Origin of the sequence: Mangrovivirga cuniculi, from assembly GCF_005166025.1 — a bacterium.
GTDB lineage: Bacteria > Bacteroidota > Bacteroidia > Cytophagales > Cyclobacteriaceae > Mangrovivirga > Mangrovivirga cuniculi.
Genome location: NZ_CP028923.1, coordinates 3,794,948 through 3,818,609 on the forward strand (window position 1 = coordinate 3,794,948; position 23,662 = coordinate 3,818,609).

The window sequence follows — 23,662 nt, forward strand, 5'->3', positions numbered from 1 at the left end:
ACTCACAACCTTATTTTCAACAAAACCACTACAACTCTTTCAAAAATACCCCTCAACAATTACAAATTTCATTAAAAATTATAATTCAAGATTATTTAACACCCTGTAAATTCTTTTTAAACAAAATTTATATAAAATTAGGGTAATTATTAAACCTAAAACTTAAACCTATACATTTTTTTACTGAATTATAAGTTCATATGCTAACCGAAATTATTCATGAATTATTAATCAGTACAGGAAACGAACTTTCAGTACTGGCAGATGTTGAACCAGGTTCATCGACCGCTTCATCTTTAGCGATGGCGGAAATTGAATCATTAAAAGAACAACAAGAATTAAATATATTAACTACTAATAATACCTGGATGATGCTGTGTACAGCCCTGGTGTTTATTATGCACCTCGGATTCGCAGCTGTAGAAGCAGGATTTACACAAGCTAAAAATACCGTTAATATCCTTTTCAAGAACACATTAACCCCCGCGATCGGCTTGTTAACTTTTGCTTTCTTCGGATTCAATCTTATGTATCCTGCATTTGCAGACGGACCGGGATGGTTTGACTTTTCAGGCTTCCTGTTAAGTGATTCTTCTGGCCTGAGTTATAATTCAGGATACACATATTGGACCGACTTTCTGTTTCAGGGAATGTTTGCCGCTACTGCTGCCACTATAGTTTCAGGTGCTGTGGCTGAACGAATTAAAATTAACGCCTATTTTATCTTTACCGTGATCTTTGTTGGGTTGATCTACCCTGTCATTGGTAGCTGGAAATGGGGTGGCGGAGCATTAGATGCGATGGGTTTTTATGATTTTGCCGGCTCAACACTTGTACATTCAGTGGGTGGCTGGGGAGCGCTTGCCGGAGTTATCATAATTGGCCCTCGTATCGGCAAATATGTTGATGGAAAAGTAGTCGATAAAGAAGGAAGTAGCGTGCCTCTTGCTACAATAGGAGTATTCTTATTATGGCTGGGTTGGTTTGGTTTTAATGGAGGATCGGTACTTTCTGCAGATCCGATGGCTACTTCAGTGGTATTAGTTAATACTAGTCTGGCAGCGTGTGCCGGAGCACTGGGTGGTTGCTTCACAGGCTATTTCATGTTTAATCGTCTTGATTTCGGAATGGTCCTTAATGGCGTTCTTGCAGGCCTGGTTGGCATTACAGCGGGAGCTGATGTAATGAATATAACTGATTCGCTTATTATTGGACTGATCAGTGGAACTCTCGTAGTTTTCTCTGCTGTGTTTTTAGATAAATTAAAACTTGACGATTGTGTCGGAGCTATTTCTGTACACCTCACCTGTGGTGTTTTTGGAACTTTGGCCGTTGGCATATTCGGCTCTATGGCTGGCTGGAGCCAGTTTTTAACACAATTAAAAGGTGTTGCAATATGTGGTGGTGCTGCCTTTACCTCAGCATTTATCATATTCTTTATAATGAAAAAGACATTTGGAATCCGTGTGTCAGCTAAACACGAAGTTGAAGGCCTGGACAGCCATGAACACGGAATCAGAGGATATACAATCGTTTACAACGACTAAGTAAGGTCTTCCTTAATTCTTCACCTGTTATGAGCAATCTGACCCCTGAACTGCGCCTGCAGCTAAGGGGTCTTTTTTTTATGAAGGTTTTTGTCTAAACTGCATAATAATAGTTTGTAATAGTATGCCCGAAGGAAAAACAAGACATAAAAAACCATTTTATCGTCGCCACGGTGTGATCATCGGTTTTTTCTTATTGGTATTATTAATCCCTTTCTTTTTTATCACAAAAAATCTTACAAAAACTTACCTGTATAACTTCCTTGAAGAAAAAATAGAAGAAAAGACTGAAGGTAAGTATCAGTTTAGTTATTCAGACCTGTCCGTTTCATTTTTAGCAAGCAAAGCTGAGTTTAAGGATATTCATCTAATACCTAAAGATTCTTCTGATTTTTACAATCATCAGGACACTACTAACATGGTGAAGATTGCAATTCCTGATCTCACACTTGATGTCAAACAACTCATTTTAGTTTATTGGACCAAAAAACTGGAAGTTCAAAGTATAAGACTTGATTCACCGGTAATAACTATAAAAAACTCTGGCAGGCAAAGCGGTACTTCCCTGAGCGGTGAAGTAGGTAAAATATATAATCAGATTTCAGAATACCTCGAAGAATTTAAAATTAATAACCTCAACATTAATAATGCCGATGTAGAATACCTCCTTTTAAAAGAAAAGCAATTATGGCCGGTCGTACTTGAGAATCTGAACCTGAATATTGATGATTTCTTATTAAACAGATCATCAGTTGAAAACAAATCAAAATTTTTAAGTGCTGATAACGTCACCTTTCAGTCCGGGCCTCAGAAGATCTTTCTGAAAGACTCTGTTCATTTTGTCAGTTTTGACAGTTTAAAAATAAACACGCTAAACTCAGCCATCCGCATCATTGACTTTACTATTCAGCCATCTGAAAATATTTCTCATGATGAAGTTCAAAATTTATTCTACTACAACACTCCGGGGCTGGAGATCAGAAATATTGATTTTAACAGGTCTTATCAAAAAAACATATTAGATGTAGGGTCAATAACACTTACTGAGACCACATTTAACACCAAGAACCATTGGGTTAAGAAAATGATCAGTGGAGAAAACACTGAAAAACAAGACAATAACTTTTCTGCGTTCTTATCATCTGTTTTTAAAACCATCGAAGTCGACACTTTTACAATGGCTCATGGAAAAATGATCTTTGAACAGGAAAACGGAGGCGTGCTACATTTACCTCAGATGGAGATTAGCGTCTATGATTACATATTAGATAGCACCATGATCTCCACAGGAAATTACTTCCCATCATATACCGACCTGGGGGTTAGATTCTTTAGCCCAAATTATCGTTCAGGAAATCGCGAATTAAACTTTAATGCTTCAAGTATCGAATTTTCATCGAAGTCGGAAGTACTAAAGGTCAATAAATTAAAGATCAATAAGCAGAAGAGCGGTGTTAACACACCGGATTTTGAAGCTTACTTACCGGAAATCATTCTCGCAGGGTTAGATAAAACCATGCTTAATAAAGACAGTATGGTTTCTTTAAAAGAAGTTTATCTCAATAGCCCGGATTTCTACATTAAGTCATCCAATGTAAACAGGAACCAAAACAAAGACAACATCCTTAAAGATCTACCGAAAGCCTGGTTAAATGCTAAAATTGAAAACCTTGTTATTGATAATGCAAGGCTTGAAATTAGTCGATATCGAGGTTATAGCGCACCACAAGTTTTAACTACAGGTATGAAGATCGATATCGACAATATGCTTTGGTATGAAAACATGGGTCTTGACGAAAGTTTAAACCAGGCCACAATAAACACAGCCTCAACAGAATATATAACCCTCACCTTAAATAATGGTGGAATTATTAAATCCAGATTTCCGGTTGTAAGAAATGATTTTAACAGAATTTTCATCCAGGACCTTGAATTTGAAAAAGCCCCACAGGATAGTTTATCTTCAGATGTAAAATATACAGGCGAAGGAATCAGGCTTTACAGGTTGTCTAAAAACCAATTAATTAAAGACCTGGTAATCTCTGCAGATAGTGCTTCCATTGAAAAAGGTAATTTAGAATATCTAATCCGAAAAAAAACCCGAAAAGATTCAGTTAGTTCTCTTTCAAGAAAAAAAACCATTAAAGGAATTAACTTGAAAGCAGTAAATCTCAAAGAAACAGAATTTAACATAAAACGTGATTCAACCTGGCACCTGACCACTCAGAATGCTGCTTTCTATACTACTGATCTCAAATGGAATAACACAACAGACAGTATCGAATTTGGTTTCAATAAATATAAGATTGATTTTAAAGAATTACTCCTAAAGCACCTGGGGATGGGGCATGAATTAAGTGCTGACAGAGTATATTCAAGCTCTAGTTCCGATAAAGTTATTTTTGATAGTCTTTTGATTAAATCAGATGATACAAAGCTAAAACGAGGAATAACAATTAATGCAGACATCCCATTATTAACTGCAAATGCTTATGATCTTTCTAAAGGTATCAACAATAGTGAATTGAGTTTTCGTTCAATTGAACTGGAAGAACCACAGATAAGAATAGATATCAACAAAAGAAATATAACAAAAAAGGAAGCAGGTAAATTTTCATTTTTATCTGAAAACACCTCGATCAATAACGGAAGCCTTTCTGTTAGCCTTACAGATTCTATCGGAAACATTACCAAAATAAGTACTGACCTGATCAATGGTTCTATAAGCGGACTTGAAACATTAACAGATTCCACCGGCATTCACTGGCCTGATGGTGGAATGTTTACTTTTTCAGAAGTGGATTTCGAAAATAAGGACGTCATTATTAAAGCAGATAGCATTACAACAGGTATGGATCCTGGATCACTGGTTATTACCAATGCAGAAGGAACTCCAAAGGACAGCACAAAAAACTGGCAGGCCAATACTGAGAGAATATCAATCAATAACTGGGACATTCCTGCCTTGTTCACTCAAAAAGAATTTCTAGCCGGATCTTTAATCATTGACGGAGTTACTTACACCAAACTACTTACAGGAGATAATATTCGGGGTTCAGATAATTCTGATGTTTTTAATCTAAAAGAAGAAGCGAATGACTTTATTATCAAAAAGTTTAATGCTCTTTCAAAAATAGACGTTAATAATTTCGCTGTAAATCAGGTTAACTTTTCAATTGCCGATCCATACCAGGAACGACTTGCTGTCCAGGGTTTTCGTCTTGGCTGTAAAGAGCTTACAGCAGATTTCACCAAAAATAAAGACACCTGGAGCTACCGTGCACTTGAAACCGGTTTTGACTATTTTTTCTACCCACTGGCATCATACAACATACAAAGTGGATATACCATCTGGAACGATGTTTCTCAAACATTAACAGTCAGAGACTTCCGAATAGTACCTACTCTGCCACCGGAGATCCTGGCTGAGTCTCAAAATTATGAAGAAGATATCGTTACTCTTAGACTTGGTGAAACGGTCATTAAGAACTTTAATACCCTTGAATTACTCAATGATTCGACTTTTGTAGCTAAAGAAATAATTATTAAAAACCCCGAATTAAATATTTACAGGGATAAGAATAAACCTGTTGATAAAAGTAACAAAAAGCCTTTTCCCAACGAATTTGTTCGCAATAGTCCGCTGGGTTTTAACATTGACAAAATCACTACTTTTGGAGGATTCCTTAGATACAGGGAGGTTCCCGAAAATGGCCTGCGTCCCGGAGATGTAATTCTGACCGATGTTTCGGGTGACCTGACTAATATATTCAGCAATCCACCAGACAGTTCTCATATGCTGATCAGTATGAAGGGTGACCTGATGGGCACGAGTAAACTTACACTGGACCTTGACTTCAATATGAATAGTGAAGATGGGGCGTTTAAGACAACCATCGGCCTGGCGCCTATGCCGTTACCGGAAATGAATGCTTTCCTAGAACCGTCTGCTATGATCAGGTTCAATTCAGGACAATTAGACACAGCCATGGTCTTTGCACAGGGATATAAAGACAATATTTATGGTAACATGGGTTTCTATTACCAGGATATGTCAATGACTCTGTTAAAAGTAAATACAGATAAAGAAGGGGGCGTTCAGGGCACCCTGGGTGGATTTTTCGCCAATATGATCCTTAAGAAAAATAATACCGAAGAGTGGTACAAGAAGCCTCGCTATTTATTTTACGAGCGATTAGATCATCGATCATTTATTAATTTCCTGGTAAAAGCCAGTTTAACAGGAATAAAGAGTAATATGGGAGCTGGAAGAAACCTTAAATTCATCAGAAGATTTTATCAGGATGAATTCAAACCGGAGATTGAGGAACTGAAAGAATCCAGACTTAAAAATTAATCAAATAATTTATTAAAATCCTCCAACAATATGTTACCTCATTTGTTTAAAATACATGGTAACATCACAAAGATTAAAAAACAATTACATAAATCATCTATTAGTTGATCCGGAACCATTGCGTTCGGTACTGGCATTCTGCAAGAAACTAAAGATCAAAGAAGAGGAGTTCTATTCCCATTATAGTTCTTTTGAATCATTGGAAGCTGACATTTGGCAGGGATTTTTTGATGATACAATTAAATCATTGGGAAAAGAGGAAGAGTACGAAATGTATCCGGTAAGGGAAAAAATGCTGTTCTTTTACTACACCTTCTTTGAGATCCTTAAAAATAACAGAAGCTATGTACTGTATCGACAGGATGCTTTCTCAAAGGCACAGAAAACTCCGGGATACCTGAAACCTTTCTACAAATCATTTAAAAATTATGTAAATGAACTGGTCGATGAAGGTGTTGAAGGTGGAGAAATCATCAAACTTCCGATTCAGAGTCAACTAAAGAATCCATTTTTAGCTCAGTTGGTCTTTTTAATGAACTTCTGGTGCAATGACACTAGTAAAAACTTCGAGAAAACTGATGAGGCAATAGAAAAAAGTGTAAGGCTTGGTTTTGAACTAATTAGTGGTGGAGTTTTTGATGCAGCAGTGGATTTTGGAAAGTTCATGTTCAGACAATTTCGATAAAAACTAAATGTGCAGATGACAAAGAAGAGACAGGATAGTATTCCCGCCGGAAAAGTAAAGCGGGCTAGTAAATTTTTGAGTACAGGATTCAAGGTAGGTGGCAATTATGTAAAGCATTATGCCAAAAAAGCTACTGGTGGTAAAGCAACCCAGGAATCTCTTGACGAAGCTAATGCTGAAGATATTTATGGACTTTTAAGTGAGTTGAAAGGTTCGGTATTAAAGGTGGCACAGATGCTGTCAATGGAAGACCAAATGTTGCCAATGGCTTACCAGGAGAGATTTGCATTGAGTCAAAATCGAGTCCCACCGTTAAGTGGTCCTTTGATCAAAAAGACTTTCATGAAGTATCTGGGTAAAAAGCCTTCAGAAATTTTTGATCACTTTAGTGCAGAAGCTAAATATGCCGCTTCAATTGGCCAGGTACACAAAGCGTCAATTGGCGATGAAAATTACGCAGTGAAAATTCAATATCCAGGTGTAGCAGACAGTATTCAGTCAGATTTGAAAATAGCCAGACCATTAGCCGCCAAATTATTGAATCTTTCATTAAAAGATCTGGACTACTACGTAAAAGAAGTAGAATCAAAATTAATAGAGGAAACAGATTACGTACAGGAATTAAGCCAGGGAATATACATTTCTCAAAAATGTAATCACCTGGACGGAGTAGTCTTTCCGGAGTTCAAAAAAGATCTTTCCTCAGAGAAAATACTTGTGATGGAATGGCTCGAAGGCCCTTCTTTAAAAGATTATATTGAAAAGAACAAAGGCACTGACCGTGCAGGAGCAGATCAGATCGGTCAGGCTTTGTGGAATTTTTATAATTACCAGGTACATCAGTTAGGCATCGTCCATGCTGATCCACATCCGGGCAATTTTGTAATAACCAGCAAAGGTGATCTGGGTGTACTTGATTTCGGATGTACAAAAGAAATTCCGGAGCACTTTTACAATTCTTTCTTCGCATTGATCAACCAGGAAGTACTGGATAATGATGAAATGCTGGAGAAATATTTAATCGAACTGGAGATAATAAGAAAAAACGATACTGCTGATACAAAAAAATATCTCATTGAAGTGTATCGGGAAATAATCGGTATGGTTGCTGAACCAATCATCGCAGGTAGATTCGATTTTTCAGATCGGAGTTATTTTGAAAAAATAAACAATACCGGTCAGGCATTGAGCAAGGATAAAAAACTTAAAAAGATCGGCACCGCCAGAGGTTCAAGGCATGCCATTTACATAAACCGAACCTATTTCGGCTTATACCGCCTCCTGCATATGCTTGGAGCAACAGTGGACACAACCACATTCATAAATAAAACTGAAATATCTGAAGCTTAAAAAGTAACCAATAAAAAAAGCTCCCAATTGGGAGCTTTTAATCTATTATAAACCTAAACTTTCTAATTTTTTATCGGGTTTGGCATAGGAAAGACGATCTATTTTTTCTGTCTGATAATAACCGTCCAAACCAGAAACTGTTAAACTACCGGCGTTATGTATATCTAAAAATCCATCTTCACCAACGATACCTTCCGGCACATGTATTTGAATTACTTCGCCAATAAGGATTTTTGTCCCGTTTGTTCTAATATCTATCTCTTCGATCAGTTTAAACCCGGTTTTAATAACCGACTCAGCGACAAATGGGGCTTTAAAATCATTTAGAAATTCTGCTGTGAGACCTGTTTTTTCAAATTCAGAATCTTCACTATCATATCTGGCTGCCGATTGATGGGCTGCTTTATAAAATTCTTTTGATACATGATTTAAAGTGTAATAACCAGTTTCAATTATATTTTGATAGGTATGTCGGGGTACTGAAACCGGTCGGATGATCATACCCTGTAAAGGGGGATCAGCACCGATATGAACAACAGAACTAATGGGTGCTACATTGGTCACTCCTTCTGAACTGATTGTTCCGCATAAATTCAGGGATTTGAATCCTGATAAGCAATTTATAAGATTAGTACGAAAACGCTTGTCCATTTTCACAATAGACAAGCGATCTATCATCAGTGCATTTTTCATTACTTATTAATTGGGAATTTGTAAGGAACCCATTCCTCCATCTATTTTAAAAATATGTCCGGTTATCCAGGAAGCTTTTCCTGATAATAAATAAGCAACAGCTTCGGCTATATCTTCAGGTTCACCTACTCGTTTTAAAGGATGTCTTTTTGCTCCTGTCTCTCTTTTCTTTTCATCTGATAATAATTGAGAGGCCATTTGAGTATCTGTCAAACTTGGAGCAACCGCATTTACTCGAACTTTAGGAGCCCATTCTGCTGCAAGTGTTCTTGTCACTCCTTCAATCGCCCCTTTGGAAGCCGCTACGGATGTGTGATAAGGCATTCCTGTCTGAACAGCTACTGTACTAAAAAGGACGACGGAAGAATCATCACCCTTCTTCAGTGCTTTCATCGCTGCACCTAAAACTTTCATTGCACCCAGCACATTAATATTAAAATCCGATTCGAAATCTTTTGATTTTAAAGACTGAAAGGGTTTAAGATTAATTGACCCCGGGCAGTAAGCGAGTCCATCAAGTTTATCAGGAAATATTTCATCGCTTATCTCATCATCAGTTACATCTAACTCAGTATGTGAAACATTATCAATTTCTTCATCAAAACTTCGGGAATAAACATGTACATCATGACCTGCCTCAGCAAGTATTTTTACAGTTGCAAGTCCGATGCCACTACTTCCGCCTATAACAGCTATAGTTTTCTTATCAGCCATAATCTATTTTTTCAATTCATCAATTTTTTTCTCTAACTCATTCACCTTCGCCATCATTTCATCTGAAGCCTGACGATCGGAATGAGATAATTTGTAAGCTTTCTCTAAAAGCTTTTTGCGTTCTTTTTCCAGCTTTTTAACCGGGTCTGTTTTGAATAATCCGAACATATCGTTTTTATTAATCAAACCAGTTAAAACACAATTTGTTTAACTTTTATGGGTAATAATTAAACAGAATTAATACCAACGATCAAAATCTTGTTTATAATAGGTTTTAAGGATTTTTTCCGAATCTGATGAGAGTGAATTCTTTTTGTTACTTACGTTCAATCTTGGAAAAGTAAACCGATCCGCATCAATGATGGGTAATTTTTGCAGGCCTTCTTCAATCTTATAAACCTGGGGAAGTTTAAAAGCCATATCGATTAAATAAGATTGAGATTGAAAGTGATCATCTAAAAGTCGTTTAGGTATCAACGTCATTCTTTTCAATACCTCATTAATTTCTAGTCCCTTTGGAAGAATTTCAAATAAATAGTTTTTTAACACATACGGATCGCTACTTTCAGAGATATTAGTATAAGCAGAGATAAACCGCTCTTTTGGGTGTCTGATGACGGTGATAAGATTTCTCTCCGGATTCCGTACTATCACAGACAATTTCTTATCAGCAATATTGTTAATATCACCTGAATTTCCGGAAAGATTAAAATCATAATATTTTTCCAGCAGATATTTGATCAGCGAAGTACTGCCTGTTTTAGGAATACGGTAATAAATAAAATCTGCATTTGGTGGCTCCAGATATCTTGCCCGTTTAGAGGCATTATGAAATAAAATATATTTAAGCTGATACAAAAAATAACCCAGATAGGGTATGGTCAGAACACTGTGTTTCCAGCCACTGGTAGTGGATTTACTGTCATAAGCAGAAAGATATTTTTCACACTTCCCGTGTTTGAACAGTAAAAATATAAACTTCAACCACTTAATCATTGACACAAATTAACAGTATATATTGTAAGCTGGCATTTTACCCTCTAATTTTGCAGCAAATTTTATGAAAATGAAAAATCTGATACAAATAATATTTGCTATAATTATTCTTGCCGGATGTAGTGCAAGTGAAGAAGAACTAGTCAGTGAAGCAAGGAAAAGAATGCAGGAAGGGAGAATGGGTGATGCTCTGCCGTTACTGGAAAATGCACTTGAAAAAAATCCAGACAATTATGATGCATTAGTCCTCAGGGGTGTGATTGCTTTTGAAGAGAGTGAGTTTGAAAAAGCCGAAGCATATTTCACAGAAGCAATCACTAATGACAGTACTGATTACAGGGCTTTTTATAACAGAGGCAATGCAAGAAGAGAGCTTGAAAACTTTGATGCCTCGGTACAGGATTATTCGCGTTCAATAAAAATTGACAGCACAATAGCCGATATTTATAATAACAGAGGAGCAGTATTACAAAAACTTGGCTTTCATCCGCAATCTCTGGAAGATTTTAATAAAGCAATCGAGATAAACCCTGAATATGCATTGGCCTATGCAAATAAAGGCAAGAGCCTGATCGCATTATACAGACTTGATGAGGCACTTGAAGCACTTGAAGTATCATTAAACCAGGACCCCGAACTTCCTTTTGCTAATTTCTGGATGGGTTATGCAATGATAAATAAGGGCGATAAAAATGAAGGCTGCCGGTTATTAAACAGGGCTAAAAACCTGGGGTTTGCAGAGGCACAAGCGGCGATAAACGAATATTGCGAAAAATAATATGGGCAGGACAGAAACAGGAAAAGACATTCAAAAAGCAGTTAAAGTCCTTAAAAAAGGAGGTTTGGTAGCTATTCCTACCGAAACTGTGTATGGTCTTGCAGCCAATGCGCTTGATCCTGAAGCTGTCACCGGGATATTTGAAGCAAAGCAACGCCCTTCTTTTGATCCACTGATTGTCCATACCGACACACTTGATAAAGTCAGTTCCTTTACTACTCATATCCCTGAAAAAGCCCGTATACTTGCTGAAAAATTCTGGCCCGGGCCATTGACTTTAGTACTGGAAAAACAAAATATCATCCCGGATATTGTGAGTAGTGGACTCACGACTGTTGGGGTAAGAATGCCCAACCATCCGTTAACTCGTGAACTGCTGTCACAAATTGATTTTCCCGTTGCAGCCCCAAGTGCAAATCCTTTCGGATATATCAGTCCGACATCTGCAGAACATGTAGCTGCCCAGTTGGCTGAAAAGGTTGATTACATACTTGATGGGGGTGAATGTAAAGTAGGGATTGAATCTACTATTATCGGATTTGATAATGAAGAACCGGTAATTTTAAGACTCGGGGGACTTAGTATTGATGAAATTGAAGACGTGATCGGCAAGGTTAAAATAATGCCACACAGCTCTTCTAATCCGCAAGCTCCCGGCATGTTAAAAAGTCACTATGCTCCAAAAAAGAAATTCTACCTTGGGGAGATTGATGAATTATTAAAAGATCATCCGGGAGAAAAAGTAGGAGTACTGACCTTTGAACCGATGGAAACCGGCCATCCATACCATTTTGCCTTGAGCAAAAAAGGAGATATGCATGAGGCCGCTGCCAATCTTTTTTCTTTGATGAGAAAATTGGATAATAGTCCCATTGAGACTATTATTGCAGAGAGAGTGCCCGACACCGGACTTGGAAAGGCTATAAATGACCGCCTGAGCCGTGCTTCGGCACAATCCTGACAACAACCTGAAATTTACTGTGCCCCCTGCACATAAAACGATCTGTAAAAACACTAACACATGAAGACAATTGAAGATTACAACTTCGAAGGTAAAAAAGCTCTTATCAGAGTTGATTTTAATGTGCCTTTAAACGATAAGCAAGAGATCACTGATGAGAACAGGATCCAGGCAGCAGTTCCAACTATAAAAAAGGTTCTTAATGATGGTGGAAGTGCAATTTTAATGTCCCATCTCGGTCGTCCGAAAAGTGGTCCGGAGGATAAATTTTCTCTGAAGCACCTAGTAGGAAGATTAAAAGAGATCTTTGATACCGAAGTGGAATTTGCTTCTGATTGTATCGGATCTGAAGCTGAAGAAAAAGCAGATAACCTTAAGCCTGGCCAGATCTTACTTCTTGAAAACCTTAGATTTCACGATGAAGAGACCAAAGGTGATTCTCAATTTGCCAAATCACTTTCGAAATTAGGTGATATCTGGGTGATGGATGCATTTGGTACTGCTCACAGAGCACATGCATCCACAGCAGTAATAGCACAGTTTTTTGACGAAAAAGCGTGTGGATATGTAATGAAGGCTGAGCTTGAAAATGCTGAAAAAGTTTTAAGCAAAGCTGATAAGCCATATACGGCAATCATGGGTGGAGCTAAAATTTCTGATAAAATCCTTATTATCGAAAGGCTACTCGACAAGGTGGATAACATGATCATCGGTGGAGGCATGTCTTATACCTTCTTTAAAGCTATGGGTGGAACGATTGGTAATTCACTTGTTGAGGAAGACAAGCTGGACCTTGCTAAAGAACTGATCCAGAAGGCCAAAGAAAAAAATGTGAATCTTGAATTGCCATTTGATTCAGTATGTGCAGACGACTTTTCAAATGATGCCAATATTGAAATCATGCAAAATGGCCATATCAAACAAGGCTGGATGGGACTAGACATTGGTCCACAGGCAAGAGAAGTTTTTTCTAAGATCATTAAAGACAGCAAAACGATCTTATGGAATGGTCCGATGGGAGTCTTTGAAATGAGCAATTTCAACAAGGGAACTTTTACTATCGCTGAAGCCGTTGTTGAAGCAACCAAAGGTGGTGCATTTTCATTAATCGGTGGTGGTGATTCAGCTGCTGCGGTTAATAGTCTTGGCTTCGGAGATGATGTAAGTTATGTTTCTACCGGAGGCGGAGCACTACTGGAATATATGGAAGGTAAAACCTTACCGGGAGTAGCTGCTTTGAATAGCTAAACATGGAATTAATATAAAAACTTAAAAGGCCATGACTAATTAGATTGTGGCCTTTTTATTTATAGTTCTCTTATATAATTGTTATAGTTTTCAAAAAAATCATCAGAAGGAACTATCTCCTGAAAATCGTGATTCATTATTAAATCCCTACCGCTATATTCTTCAAATTTTGCCAATTAATATAGTTTGTTATGATTATTTGCTCAATTTTTCTCTTATTCAATACAAAAGAAGGCATAAAATCATTTTTTATTACTGCAAAATAAATGTAAAATTCCTATCCAGCTAACCTAGCTTATCCTAGATATTTTTAATTCTTTTTTGATTAATAAACTACTTAAATCAAAAAATAAAGCTTTTATATGATTCTCCTTTACTCATAATCATCACAGAGCAGATCTTATTGTTATTTATCATCAAAGTAGAAACAATCTGGTTATTAGCAGTTATAAAGTAAACCTCTGCTGCTTCTTCTTTATGCAAAACCTCATACTCCGGAAAAGCATTTTTGACCTCTTCAAAATTAAGGATGCTTATATTCTGATTGTTCCGCTTTGCTTCTTTAATTTTCTGCGAGGTATTATTAAATACAGTAATTACTACAGAGTCGACTTCAGAAGGATAATCAGTGTATCGCTTATCTAAGATTGATAATAGCTCTTTGTCGGATTGTAAATCGCTTAGAGTAAACTGATCTTTTGATTCTAAATGCTTAATATATCTTTCGATTACATCATTATTATTTTGAAAAAAACCGAAAAATGCTAATACGTATAAAATATTCATGGTTGATTGGATTGGAATTAATACATAGTTGAAAAGCGAATTTTCAAATTATATTTTTAAAATCCTACCAATTTTATGAAATGTATATCGTGATCCAGGCAAATCTACCTGTCTGTTTTTATCAAAACATCTTTTTCGCCATTGCCTTTTTAAACTCATGAATTATCAAAAATGAGGAACACCAGAGTGGACTCATATTCAATTTAAACGGTTTACCCTTTGAGAGTCTGATCAATTGCCTAGCATAGAATCCTCCTTCCGCCCCATCTTCGAAATTTTTAATTCCAGTCCTTAATACAAGGTTTTCTAGGTGATCAACGTCGCCATTAATAAATCCCATAATCTGATGCATATTGGTAATAAATGGCCTACCCATACCGATTAGATCAAGCTCTCCCGAGGACAACACTTCATTACAAAAGTCATAAGACCTGAAACCACCTGTAATCATTAAAGGCAGGTTACTAACCTCCCTGATTTTTTTAGCAAAATCAATAAAATAGGCTTCCCTTTTTTTAGTACTTTCCTTTTGGTCTTCATTCATTAAAAAGAAAGCCAGTTTCTCGTAGGTTCCACCGGATATTTCTAAAAGATCAATATTCAATTCGTCCAGCATTTTCACCACCCACAATGAATCCTCCTCAGTAAATCCACCTCGTTGGAAATCTGATGAATTAAGCTTTACAGAAATAGGGAACTCTGGTCCGACAGTTTCCCGGACTTTCTCTATAATAATTCTAAGTAAACGACTCCTGTTTTCTATGCTCCCACCCCACTTATCATTTCTTTGATTAGTTCTGGGTGATAAAAACTGGCTTAATAGATACCCATGAGCAGAATGGATCTGCACACCTGTAAATCCGGATTTTTTAGCAATATCTGCTGCCCTGACGAAACCTTTAATAACCTGCTCAATATCTTCTTCTGACATTTCCCTGGGCTTACCAAACAAGCCAAGTTTTTTTAGTTGAACCTCAGAAGGTGCCTTTGGACGAACTGCATTAAAAATATTAGTCTGACGACCTGAATGAGATATCTGTACCCAGAAATGATTATCGTTTTTAGTCCCCGCCTTTGACCATTTCTTTAGTTTTGGTATCATTTCTTCACTATCAAAGCATACATTACCAGCTGATTCAAGATGGTTGCGATCGATTACCACATTTCCTGATATTAAAAGCCCAGCTCCAGTATCAGACCAATCTGAATACAATCTTTCATGACCTCTGGTTGGACTAAAATCAACATCACTGATACGTTCAGTCATCGCTGATTTTACTAATCTGTTTTTTATAACCGCTCCGCAGGGAAGTGTAATAGAAGAATTTAATTTTATGCTCATTGAAAATAGATGCTAAAGCTCAGAATTATTCTAAAAAATTATTTTTTTGATAAATTATCTTTCTCTAATATTCTTTGTATTTCTTTTATCCTGGTATCAAGTTCATGCAAACTTGGAAATAATTTTTCATCTATTTCTGCATGATCCATCTTATTATCTCGATAAATTTTTTGAAGATTTATTAACCCAAAAACCCTGCAAAATGGACCTCTCAATAAGTGAGCATTGTAAAAAGCGTGTTTTTTTAATCTTTCATTTTGAATTTCAAGCTCACTTGTCCTTTCTTTGACTGCAACTTCTAAATTTCTATTCAATTCATCCAATTGATTTTTTTTAATTTCAATTTCACTTTTACTAGAATTTAATCTATCAATAAAACCTTCTACCACTTTTTGTATATAAAATATAACTAAGTTAAATAATAGCCAATACAGTATTCCATCATATAAATAATATTTATCTCCAGTCATTTGATCTGGTATGTCAAAATCTGAATCATACAATTCCAATACAAATGAGATGTTAATTAGGAGCAAAAAATTCAATAATAATAATGGATAAAATAAAAAAGGTTCTTTTGGCCTTGAGAACATCAATTGAATTAAAATACTGTGAAAAATTATACCAGCTGGGTATGCAAAAAAATAATCTTTTGGAGATTTAAGCAGTATGATTGGAAGGAGATGAAGCAAAATTGGCCATGAAATTATGAAGGCTATTCGTGATAAAAATATTCTATTATAATAATTTAATATTAATCCTGAAAGACAAATAAATATAATAATCGGTACAACAAGTTGATCAAAACGCATTTCGTCGAAAGGCATTAGGTATACCTGATAATCGACAGCCATAAAAATTGCATAAACTATAGGGAGAGATAGAAAAACTATATTTGAAAAAATAATTTTTCGCTTAATATCTTCTTCATATAAGGAATTTATAGCTTCATGTTCAAGAAGGATTATTTTCTTTAATTTTGATTTAAGAGAGTTAAACATCCAAGGATTTAATTGGCTTGTACCTAATTTTATGAAATTAAATATGAATATTTTACTTTTATGATTAAACTTTTCAATGATTAACCAAATATTCTATTTAACTGGTTATAACGGATCTATTAAGAATGGACTAGGGAAAAAGCTCAATGATGAGTATACCCTCACAGCAATAGAAATCAATGATGAATTTTTGAACCAGAATTTCAACGATCAATTATCTCAGATCAAAAGCTTATTACAATCTTTTTATCTCTCTGGTGGCAGAGTTGTAATTGCTAATTCTATGGGTGCCTATTTAATTTTGCATGCAATAATAGGATTGTCAATCAGAGATTTTAACATTTTGTTACTTTCCCCGGTTCTGGGCAAACTGGCTCTAAAGGAAAGACCCAGTTTTCCACCCGAAACTGATCGGCTTAAGGAAGCTATTAAAAAACAAAAATTAAATTACAGAAAACTTAAAATCGTAGGTGGTTCTGATGATGATATTATCGATTTTGAAGTACTTCATCTGATAAATAAATTTCTAAACTCCTCAGAAATAAGTATAATAAATAACCAGGGGCATCAATTAGACCATGTAATTGTTTCTGCAGAAGTAAACAAGATTGTTAATTCTGTATAAGTAATGATCCTGTTAAAGAAAACCAGAAATAAAAAAGGCCACAAAGTCTGTGGCCTTATAATTAATATTGATATTTAGTATTAATTTCCTGAACCAAATTTATATCCAACACCAACCTGCCACATCCTTGTTCTCACTTCACCATCATCAGAGTTATCTTCATTTAAATTATTTAGTCCAAGGTTATAACGTATATTCACCTGAAGGCCAAACGGAAGACTTAATCCACCCCCTAAGTTCAGATACCATTCTGTTTCTTTGTAAGAAAGGTCTTCCTCTGTAGTAGATGTACCGCCTCCTACTGAACTATCAACAGTTTGAGTCACCTTTTGATTTACTAAAAAGCTTGCCTGAGGACCTGCTTCAAAATAAATCATCTCTCCTAAATGGAAATGTGCCATAATTGGTAATTGAATAGCATTCATTTCATAATCATTTGTATATGTAACACCAAGTGACTCGTATGACGAAGTTGTAGCATATTTTGTATAAATAAGTTCTGGCTGTAATCTGAAAGTATTATTTACCGGAAGATTTAAAAATACACCACCATAATAACCAAAATCATAATCTGAAGGTTGTTCAGTTGTTAACTTGGTCATATTTATCCCGCCTTTAATTCCAGCACCAGCAGACTGGGCTTTAGAAATAAATACACTAAATAGTAATACAAGTGAAGCAAAAAATATCTTTCTAATTTTCATACTGTAAAAAGTTAAATCTAATTCTTATTTCTAATTCACAAATAGATTTCCATGGTTTATACCTTTAAAACTCAAATGGTAATCCCTTTCTCAAAAAATAATATATGCCCTCAACCTTATTAATCTAAATATTAACTAGTAAGCCTTAACATGACAGTCGATTATATGATCATCCACCATTCCGGTTGCTTGCATAAATGCGTAGCAAATAGTCGATCCAACAAACTTAAATCCTGCCTTTTTCAAATCCTTACTCATTTTATCAGAAACAGAGGTTGATGCAGGAACTTCCTCTAAAGTTTCCGGATGATTAATCACCGGTTTTCCGTCTACATAAGACCATAGAAACTCACTAAATGAACTCTCTTTTTCGATTAGCTTAAGATATGCACGGGCATTAATTATGACACTTTGAATTTTTAATTTATTTCTGATAATACCTTTATCATTCATCAATCTTTCAACATCCTCATCGGTCATACCTGCAATCCTTTCAATATCCCAATCGTAAAATGCCTTTCGATAATTATCCCTTTTGATAAGTACTGTGTACCATGAAAGACCGGCCTGTGCTCCTTCAAGAATTAAAAATTCAAAGAGTTTCTTATCATCATACTCAGGCTTACCCCAAATCTTATCATGGTATTCCTTATAAATTTCATCCCTCAGGCACCACTCGCATCGTTTTGGTTCTTTCATGCTTTCTTATTAACATTAATTATGCATCAACAATACGGAAAGATAATCTTGATCATCGGAATTATTATTATGATCATTGGAATCGTGGTTTATTTTTTTGGAAATAAAATTCCCACTCCCGGTAGTTTACCCGGAGACATTAAGATAGATAAAGGGAACACCAAAATATACATCCCTATAACCACCATGATCATTTTAAGTATTTTGATCACCGTAATTCTAAGATTAATAAATAAATTGTTCTGATATCTGAATTTAAGTTGCTTCTGAAATGCGATCAGGCATAGAAACATCAATATTAAACGGATATTTCATCAGTGTGTCAATCGCTTCATTTACCGGCTGATTTTCGAAAAGAACACGATAGAGGTTTTCTGTTATCGGAGCACGTAGACCAGCAGATTCTGTTAACTTCTTTACAATTTTAATTGTATTAACTCCTTCAGCAACCTCTTCCATATCATTGAGAATATCTTGAAGAGATTCCCCTTTTGCCAGTCGATTACCAACAGTAAAGTTTCTACTATAAGTACTATAGCAAGTGGTCACCATATCTCCAATTCCTGCCAACCCCATAAATGCTTCAGGTTCTGCACCGAAAAATTTACCGATATGCATCATTTCCATCATACCCCGACTGACAAGAAGCCCCCGGCTATTTTCACCCATTCCCATTCCGGCAATGCCTCCAGATGCTATAGCAATAATATTCTTAAGGACACCACATAATTCGATTCCGATGATATCGCGATTTCCGTAAACCTGAAATTTATCATTTTTAAGTAATCGAATACCTTCCTGAATAACTTCATTAAACGGACTGGCTACTACAGTAGCTGCAGGATAGCCCTGGGCGAGTTCCGTGGCCAGATTAGGTCCGGCAAGTGCACCAACTCTTACCACGACCGTTTCATCCCTGATTACCTCGCTCATTGTCTTCACTTGTTTTTTTGTAATCCTTTGTTCTTCAAAAGGAATATCACTTTCAAGTTGTACATCAAGCCCTTTTGTACCATGAATTAACACATGGTAAGGATGAAGCATTGGTGCGATTTTATGGATGAGATCACGAAAACCAGATGAAGGAACTACAGGAAACAATGTCGTGCATTGTTCGACCACCATCTGAAGATCATTCGTAGGTGTTATTCTTTCATGAAGTCTGACACCATTATGTTCTCTCGAACTTTTCATTTCCTCCACTACCTCTGGTTTACGGGCATAGAGGTAAACCGGGCTATTTACAGCGAGCAAATTAGCCACAGCAGTCCCGAAACTTCCGGCCCCGAGAACAGCAACTGGTTGTATATCGTTATTTGAGATCTTCGAGTCCATATCCCATCATTCTATTATGATAATAGAAAAGTGTATTAAGATTTTCAGAGGTAATATCTCCAGATTTGGTAAATATTAATGGCCTTTTGGCATGGTACATTCCAACGTTGTCCACACCATGCTTGATTACTTTATCAACATCCTGGTTCATGTGACTGGCAAATCCAACTTCGTCTTTCTCATTTAATTCTTTCAAATAATTCAGGTAAAAAATAAATTCTTTTTTAAACTCCTCATAAGGAATCACCTGATCTTCATCAGGCAGTCTTAAAAGATTATATAAATCAAGCTTCGGATGTTTCTTTTGTAATATTTTAAAAGCAGTAAAAGCTGCCAGGTGAGAAGAAAATACCCGGTTAATTTTATGAAACTCCTTAACTACTTTTTCACTTAATATTTTAGTGTATTCAGCATCACGCTGGTCATCTCTTTCGATCTTCTTATCATGCATGAAGTATTCACGCGTATAGATCCTCTGTCCGTTCTTATCATAACTATGACCATCATCATCCACGTAATTACCCAGAACATCCATCCCCTTTCCGATAGATACGGAAATGCTGGAACCTTTCGTGAAAAACTTCACGAGGAACTTCAGGATTTTATATGAAGTGGCATATTCATCATTTTCTACGTAGAACCTCTCCTGACCCATCATCTTCAAATAATCATTGATTAGAGCCGGAGCTTCCAGGGTAAAATGATAATTAATCGTAACAGGGACTACAAAGATCTTCCTGTTCTCTTCAGGGAATTTCTCATAATTGATCCGTTGTGCATCAATCACACTTCCAAGAAGACCACGCTTAAGTTTTTTCTCAATATGTCCTGATCTGGCTCTTGTTCCACCAGGGAAAAATAAACTATGTACTCCCTTTTGAAGAGCTACATTAGAATAGGTTTTCAGGGTTTCTATATAAATAAGGTTTTTCTTCCTCCTATCTACCTTGTATGCCCCAAGGCTATTCATGAAATAAGCAATTATTCCAATATTAAACAGGTTAAGCCCTGCCCCGTAAATAAAAGGAGGTAATCCAAGCGAATGGATGACCCACCCGATCAAAATACTATCAAGGTTACTGAAATGTGTGGGTAGAAGAACAATTGTTCCCTTTTGTGCGAGGGTTCTGATATGTTCAGTTTCACCAACTATATGCAGTTGATCGTTGAGTGTATATTTTTTACTCCATAAAGCTGACCAGCCTTTTACATGTGTAGCATTTAATAACCTGGTAAAGCCGGTTTTGACAAATGAACGGGCAAATCGGTAAGAACTTGGTTTGAACTTACTTAAAATCTCATTTGCATACCTCGAAATAATGGTTTTAAGTAATTCGTCAAGTTTCTCATCAACTGCAGGATCATCAGGGTTTCCAGTGATTGAAGCAAGTTCAGACCTTAACCCGGCCCAGAATTCAGAATCATCCGGCGGATCTACCTTCCATGGATTTCTTTTTACTCTGAGTTTTTCCCTGTATAATGTTGTTTCCAGCTCTTCGATCAGTTCTTCACGGGTAGACTTGACCTCCTTGATCCTGTCAAAGGTGTCATCGATCACCTCTTCGATAAATTGCTTGCTGTTCTTACTTAACTGTACAACAGGCCATTTTCGTGGAGCTGGTATTATTGGTTTATATCTTTCCTGACGTATTGATTCGTCTGACTGCATATAATAGTTATCAGATTCAACCGGCAAATATATACATTTTAAATTAATCAACTAATGTTGAAAATTCACGACGTTGCCGAATAAACCCATTGTTTTACCTGGGTCTTTCTTAATTTAAAATCTTTAACCGCAATATCCAATTTATTACCTTTCATACTTATCAAAACATCTTTGACCGGCCAATTAATTAATACCTGGTCACGTCCATTTCTTAGAGGATTGATCAGCAATTCTCTTCTTCCTTTTAATTCAACCTCACCATTAGTCTCCAGATTTGCCAATTCTTCATCAGTCAATGGCAACCAGAGTGAATCAACATCAGTTAATGATTGCCTTTTTATCGCATAAAATGCTTTGATAAGCTTCTGAAAATCTGCAGGTCTCTTTTTTAGCAAAACCAGCGTAGGGTTCTTCGGTTCATTTAATTGAATTGCCGGACCTCCCATTCCACCAATATAGATCAACATTATACCGACAAAAAACAAACTGATCATTAAAAGAGGATGGTCATAATAGGTAAATAATGCCACCATTGAAAGTGATGCCAACACACCTCCTGCCCAGATAAAACCTAAGTAATGGCCCTTCACTAACTGAATACCATTGAGGCTTTTTATTTCGTGAAGATGTTTTTCATTTCGGCGCTCTATTTCCAGATGCCTGGTGAATAACCGGATATAGCCGGGCTTTGATCCATCCATCCATTTAAGCTCGGCAACAGGAAAAGATTTTTCCGGTGGAGTATGGGTGACTTTTTTATCCCAATTCCTGAAGCGCATCTTTATACAAGTTTCCTAGTTGATCAAACTGTTTATTTACCTGGTCTGAAAAATTACCCTCTACGAATTTCTCCCAATCCGGTTCGCCAAGCAGATCAAGCTCATTGAATTTCAGCGTTACTTCCAACGGACCTTTTTCAGCTTTTAATAAAAACTTTTCATTCCATGTGAAAACGCTGTACCTAATGTTATTACTTAAAAACTCTTTTATTACTCTCATTAATCAAGATCTTTTACTGTGTGCTTACGGTTTTTCAACGTGTCCTGAACTTTCCAGATAACTGTTCCCTGGTAAGGAGCGTGTCTTACCGGACAATCAGATATACGACAAACAGGACAACTGGTTGGGATACACGGATCAGCATGAATAAAAAACTCAGTCTCCCGAAACTGCCTGGAAATTAGGTCATCCATTATTTTCAACTCTTCATGAGATTCCTTAAGCGTCAAATAATATGGCAAAGTAACGTGAGCATCAACATGTACCAAATGACCAAAACGCTGTGTCCTAAGGTTATGAACATCGATCCATTTATCTCTGCGATTTTTATCGAGGGTATTTACTATACTTTCAAGTACATCCTCATCGGCTTCATCCATTAGCCCTCCGACAGAGTGCCTGATCACTTTGTATCCGGAAAATATTATGATCAGGCCAAAAACGATTGCTATAGCGCTGTCAATCCAGTAGATTTTTGTAAAATAAATAAGAAGTAAACCCAAAACGAGTCCGATACTGGAAAGAAAATCAGAAAACAAATGCCTTCCTGCAGCAACCAGAGTAGGAGATTGGATTTGTTTACCTTTTAGCTCTGAGATTTTTCCCATTATACCATTTACTGTTCCAGCGATGACTGTCAGCCAGATACCGATGGTAAGATCATTTAATTCCTGTGGTACAAAAAGATTATATACAGACTTACCTATGATCATCAGACCAGCTATAATTATTAGCGTCCCCTCTATCGAAGCGCTAATAAACTCTATTTTTCCATGACCATAAGGGTGATTCAGATCTCTTGGCTGTTGAGCCAGATATAATGAATACAAAGCAAAACCACCTGTAAGTACGTTAACAATACTTTCCAGGGAATCAGATAATATGGCATTCGAACCGGTAAAATAAAAGGCTATGAATTTAATGATCATTAACAGTACGCCAACTGCCAGAATTGTCTTTTGAAAAGAAAGTATCTTTTGATCTTTAGCCATCAAACCCGGTTATTCTCGAAAATATTTTTGTAGTGAATATAAACTATAGCAATTGGTTATCATAGCTAAATAAAAGTCTTTATGTATAAGTACTGTCAAACCACTTGAGAAACTATTCAGATTTAGTCAAACTTCTTCTTAAATCATTATTGTGGGTGATAATTATCACAGTTTCCAATCG

The 23,662-nt window shown here is 36.3% G+C and carries 23 protein-coding genes; 9 read left to right on the forward strand and 14 right to left on the reverse strand.

The window, feature by feature from the left end; all coding sequences use genetic code 11:
* Positions 1–302 precede the first annotated feature (302 nt).
* The 4 genes from DCC35_RS16625 (at position 303) to DCC35_RS16640 (ending at position 7,939) form a co-directional block, all read left to right on the forward strand.
* Positions 303–1,547, forward strand: coding sequence for an ammonium transporter (locus tag DCC35_RS16625; RefSeq protein ID WP_246070256.1), 1,245 nt, complete (start codon positions 303–305; stop codon positions 1,545–1,547).
* A gap of 124 nt (positions 1,548–1,671) precedes the next feature.
* On the forward strand, positions 1,672–5,904 hold the full coding sequence (locus DCC35_RS16630; RefSeq protein WP_137091870.1) for an AsmA family protein: 4,233 nt from the start codon (positions 1,672–1,674) through the stop codon (positions 5,902–5,904).
* A 55-nt stretch (positions 5,905–5,959) separates the two neighbouring features.
* A complete protein-coding gene (locus tag DCC35_RS16635; RefSeq protein WP_137091871.1) occupies positions 5,960–6,589 on the forward strand; it encodes a TetR family transcriptional regulator C-terminal domain-containing protein in 630 nt (209 codons plus the stop codon).
* Between the two features lie 15 nt (positions 6,590–6,604).
* Complete coding sequence (locus DCC35_RS16640; RefSeq protein ID WP_137091872.1) at positions 6,605–7,939, forward strand: ABC1 kinase family protein; 1,335 nt, start codon at positions 6,605–6,607, stop codon at positions 7,937–7,939.
* Positions 7,940–7,984: 45 nt separating this feature from the next.
* Here DCC35_RS16640 and DCC35_RS16645 read toward each other — a convergent pair whose 3' ends face one another.
* The 4 genes from DCC35_RS16645 to DCC35_RS16660 form a co-directional block, all read right to left on the reverse strand.
* Positions 7,985–8,632 (reverse strand): flavin reductase family protein, encoded by a 648-nt coding sequence (locus DCC35_RS16645; RefSeq protein WP_246070056.1) that lies wholly within the window; start codon positions 8,630–8,632, stop codon positions 7,985–7,987.
* 6 nt (positions 8,633–8,638) lie between these two features.
* Positions 8,639–9,346 (reverse strand): SDR family NAD(P)-dependent oxidoreductase, encoded by a 708-nt coding sequence (locus tag DCC35_RS16650; RefSeq protein ID WP_137091873.1) that lies wholly within the window; start codon positions 9,344–9,346, stop codon positions 8,639–8,641.
* 3 nt (positions 9,347–9,349) lie between these two features.
* The gene (locus DCC35_RS16655) at positions 9,350–9,514 is read right to left on the reverse strand and encodes a Lacal_2735 family protein (RefSeq protein WP_137091874.1); all 165 of its coding nucleotides are present in this window, start codon (positions 9,512–9,514) and stop codon (positions 9,350–9,352) included.
* 69 nt (positions 9,515–9,583) lie between these two features.
* Positions 9,584–10,342, reverse strand: a complete 759-nt coding sequence (locus tag DCC35_RS16660) for a sulfotransferase family 2 domain-containing protein (protein ID WP_137091875.1) — start codon at positions 10,340–10,342, stop codon at positions 9,584–9,586.
* 70 nt (positions 10,343–10,412) lie between these two features.
* Here DCC35_RS16660 and DCC35_RS16665 point away from each other — a divergent pair, with 70 nt between their 5' ends.
* Genes DCC35_RS16665 through DCC35_RS16675 form a run of 3 tightly spaced genes read left to right on the forward strand, consistent with a single transcriptional unit; the run spans position 10,413 to position 13,329 of the window.
* A complete protein-coding gene (locus tag DCC35_RS16665) occupies positions 10,413–11,120 on the forward strand; it encodes a tetratricopeptide repeat protein (protein WP_175402846.1) in 708 nt (235 codons plus the stop codon).
* A 1-nt stretch (position 11,121) separates the two neighbouring features.
* Positions 11,122–12,081 carry an L-threonylcarbamoyladenylate synthase gene (locus DCC35_RS16670; RefSeq protein ID WP_137091877.1) on the forward strand — a complete coding sequence of 320 codons (960 nt, stop codon included), beginning with the start codon at positions 11,122–11,124 and terminating at the stop codon, positions 12,079–12,081.
* Positions 12,082–12,141: 60 nt separating this feature from the next.
* A complete protein-coding gene (locus tag DCC35_RS16675) occupies positions 12,142–13,329 on the forward strand; it encodes a phosphoglycerate kinase (RefSeq protein WP_137091878.1) in 1,188 nt (395 codons plus the stop codon).
* Positions 13,330–13,671: 342 nt separating this feature from the next.
* Here the strand turns inward: DCC35_RS16675 and DCC35_RS16680 are convergent, their stop codons facing one another.
* From DCC35_RS16680 to DCC35_RS16690, 3 genes are all read right to left on the reverse strand, one after another.
* Positions 13,672–14,115, reverse strand: a complete 444-nt coding sequence (locus DCC35_RS16680; RefSeq protein WP_137091879.1) for a hypothetical protein — start codon at positions 14,113–14,115, stop codon at positions 13,672–13,674.
* 121 nt (positions 14,116–14,236) lie between these two features.
* Positions 14,237–15,457, reverse strand: coding sequence for an NADH:flavin oxidoreductase/NADH oxidase family protein (locus DCC35_RS16685; protein WP_137091880.1), 1,221 nt, complete (start codon positions 15,455–15,457; stop codon positions 14,237–14,239).
* Between the two features lie 38 nt (positions 15,458–15,495).
* Positions 15,496–16,458 (reverse strand): hypothetical protein, encoded by a 963-nt coding sequence (locus DCC35_RS16690; RefSeq protein WP_137091881.1) that lies wholly within the window; start codon positions 16,456–16,458, stop codon positions 15,496–15,498.
* A gap of 76 nt (positions 16,459–16,534) precedes the next feature.
* Between DCC35_RS16690 and DCC35_RS16695 the strand changes: the two genes are divergently transcribed.
* Complete coding sequence (locus DCC35_RS16695; RefSeq protein WP_137091882.1) at positions 16,535–17,083, forward strand: alpha/beta hydrolase; 549 nt, start codon at positions 16,535–16,537, stop codon at positions 17,081–17,083.
* Between the two features lie 80 nt (positions 17,084–17,163).
* Here DCC35_RS16695 and DCC35_RS16700 read toward each other — a convergent pair whose 3' ends face one another.
* Positions 17,164–17,787, reverse strand: a complete 624-nt coding sequence (locus DCC35_RS16700) for a porin family protein (RefSeq protein ID WP_137091883.1) — start codon at positions 17,785–17,787, stop codon at positions 17,164–17,166.
* 135 nt (positions 17,788–17,922) lie between these two features.
* Positions 17,923–18,486, reverse strand: a complete 564-nt coding sequence (locus DCC35_RS16705) for a DNA-3-methyladenine glycosylase I (RefSeq protein ID WP_137091884.1) — start codon at positions 18,484–18,486, stop codon at positions 17,923–17,925.
* A gap of 21 nt (positions 18,487–18,507) precedes the next feature.
* Here DCC35_RS16705 and DCC35_RS22145 point away from each other — a divergent pair, with 21 nt between their 5' ends.
* A complete protein-coding gene (locus DCC35_RS22145) occupies positions 18,508–18,732 on the forward strand; it encodes a DUF2905 domain-containing protein (RefSeq protein WP_137091885.1) in 225 nt (74 codons plus the stop codon).
* A gap of 9 nt (positions 18,733–18,741) precedes the next feature.
* Here the strand turns inward: DCC35_RS22145 and DCC35_RS16715 are convergent, their stop codons facing one another.
* From DCC35_RS16715 to DCC35_RS16735, 5 genes are all read right to left on the reverse strand, one after another.
* Entirely contained in the window at positions 18,742–19,821 is a 1,080-nt protein-coding gene (locus DCC35_RS16715; RefSeq protein WP_137091886.1) for an NAD(P)H-dependent glycerol-3-phosphate dehydrogenase, read from the reverse strand.
* Positions 19,799–21,490: a 1-acyl-sn-glycerol-3-phosphate acyltransferase gene (locus DCC35_RS16720; RefSeq protein WP_137092683.1), complete on the reverse strand. Its 1,692-nt coding sequence runs from the start codon at positions 21,488–21,490 to the stop codon at positions 19,799–19,801. Before DCC35_RS16720 ends, DCC35_RS16715 begins: the two co-directional genes overlap by 23 nt.
* A gap of 65 nt (positions 21,491–21,555) precedes the next feature.
* Positions 21,556–22,269: a hypothetical protein gene (locus DCC35_RS16725; RefSeq protein WP_137091887.1), complete on the reverse strand. Its 714-nt coding sequence runs from the start codon at positions 22,267–22,269 to the stop codon at positions 21,556–21,558.
* A complete protein-coding gene (locus DCC35_RS16730) occupies positions 22,247–22,489 on the reverse strand; it encodes a hypothetical protein (protein WP_137091888.1) in 243 nt (80 codons plus the stop codon). The genes DCC35_RS16725 and DCC35_RS16730 overlap by 23 nt, the downstream gene beginning before the upstream one ends.
* Entirely contained in the window at positions 22,489–23,481 is a 993-nt protein-coding gene (locus DCC35_RS16735) for a cation diffusion facilitator family transporter (protein WP_137091889.1), read from the reverse strand. The genes DCC35_RS16730 and DCC35_RS16735 overlap by 1 nt, the downstream gene beginning before the upstream one ends.
* Positions 23,482–23,662: the final 181 nt, after the last annotated feature.

Excerpts from the sequence above, each read along its gene's own strand:
- DCC35_RS16625 (WP_246070256.1), top strand. The coding sequence starts at position 303 with ATGGCGGAAATTGAATCATTAAAAGAACAACAAGAATTAAATATATTA.
- DCC35_RS16630 (WP_137091870.1), top strand. The coding sequence starts at position 1,672 with ATGCCCGAAGGAAAAACAAGACATAAAAAACCATTTTATCGTCGCCAC.
- DCC35_RS16635 (WP_137091871.1), top strand. The coding sequence starts at position 5,960 with ATGGTAACATCACAAAGATTAAAAAACAATTACATAAATCATCTATTA.
- DCC35_RS16640 (WP_137091872.1), top strand. The coding sequence starts at position 6,605 with ATGACAAAGAAGAGACAGGATAGTATTCCCGCCGGAAAAGTAAAGCGG.
- DCC35_RS16645 (WP_246070056.1), bottom strand. The coding sequence starts at position 8,632 with ATGAAAAATGCACTGATGATAGATCGCTTGTCTATTGTGAAAATGGAC.
- DCC35_RS16650 (WP_137091873.1), bottom strand. The coding sequence starts at position 9,346 with ATGGCTGATAAGAAAACTATAGCTGTTATAGGCGGAAGTAGTGGCATC.
- DCC35_RS16655 (WP_137091874.1), bottom strand. The coding sequence starts at position 9,514 with ATGTTCGGATTATTCAAAACAGACCCGGTTAAAAAGCTGGAAAAAGAA.
- DCC35_RS16660 (WP_137091875.1), bottom strand. The coding sequence starts at position 10,342 with ATGATTAAGTGGTTGAAGTTTATATTTTTACTGTTCAAACACGGGAAG.
- DCC35_RS16665 (WP_175402846.1), top strand. The coding sequence starts at position 10,413 with ATGAAAAATCTGATACAAATAATATTTGCTATAATTATTCTTGCCGGA.
- DCC35_RS16670 (WP_137091877.1), top strand. The coding sequence starts at position 11,122 with ATGGGCAGGACAGAAACAGGAAAAGACATTCAAAAAGCAGTTAAAGTC.
- DCC35_RS16675 (WP_137091878.1), top strand. The coding sequence starts at position 12,142 with ATGAAGACAATTGAAGATTACAACTTCGAAGGTAAAAAAGCTCTTATC.
- DCC35_RS16680 (WP_137091879.1), bottom strand. The coding sequence starts at position 14,115 with ATGAATATTTTATACGTATTAGCATTTTTCGGTTTTTTTCAAAATAAT.
- DCC35_RS16685 (WP_137091880.1), bottom strand. The coding sequence starts at position 15,457 with ATGAGCATAAAATTAAATTCTTCTATTACACTTCCCTGCGGAGCGGTT.
- DCC35_RS16690 (WP_137091881.1), bottom strand. The coding sequence starts at position 16,458 with ATGTTTAACTCTCTTAAATCAAAATTAAAGAAAATAATCCTTCTTGAA.
- DCC35_RS16695 (WP_137091882.1), top strand. The coding sequence starts at position 16,535 with ATGATTAACCAAATATTCTATTTAACTGGTTATAACGGATCTATTAAG.
- DCC35_RS16700 (WP_137091883.1), bottom strand. The coding sequence starts at position 17,787 with ATGAAAATTAGAAAGATATTTTTTGCTTCACTTGTATTACTATTTAGT.
- DCC35_RS16705 (WP_137091884.1), bottom strand. The coding sequence starts at position 18,486 with ATGAAAGAACCAAAACGATGCGAGTGGTGCCTGAGGGATGAAATTTAT.
- DCC35_RS22145 (WP_137091885.1), top strand. The coding sequence starts at position 18,508 with ATGCATCAACAATACGGAAAGATAATCTTGATCATCGGAATTATTATT.
- DCC35_RS16715 (WP_137091886.1), bottom strand. The coding sequence starts at position 19,821 with ATGGACTCGAAGATCTCAAATAACGATATACAACCAGTTGCTGTTCTC.
- DCC35_RS16720 (WP_137092683.1), bottom strand. The coding sequence starts at position 21,490 with ATGCAGTCAGACGAATCAATACGTCAGGAAAGATATAAACCAATAATA.
- DCC35_RS16725 (WP_137091887.1), bottom strand. The coding sequence starts at position 22,269 with ATGCGCTTCAGGAATTGGGATAAAAAAGTCACCCATACTCCACCGGAA.
- DCC35_RS16730 (WP_137091888.1), bottom strand. The coding sequence starts at position 22,489 with ATGAGAGTAATAAAAGAGTTTTTAAGTAATAACATTAGGTACAGCGTT.
- DCC35_RS16735 (WP_137091889.1), bottom strand. The coding sequence starts at position 23,481 with ATGGCTAAAGATCAAAAGATACTTTCTTTTCAAAAGACAATTCTGGCA.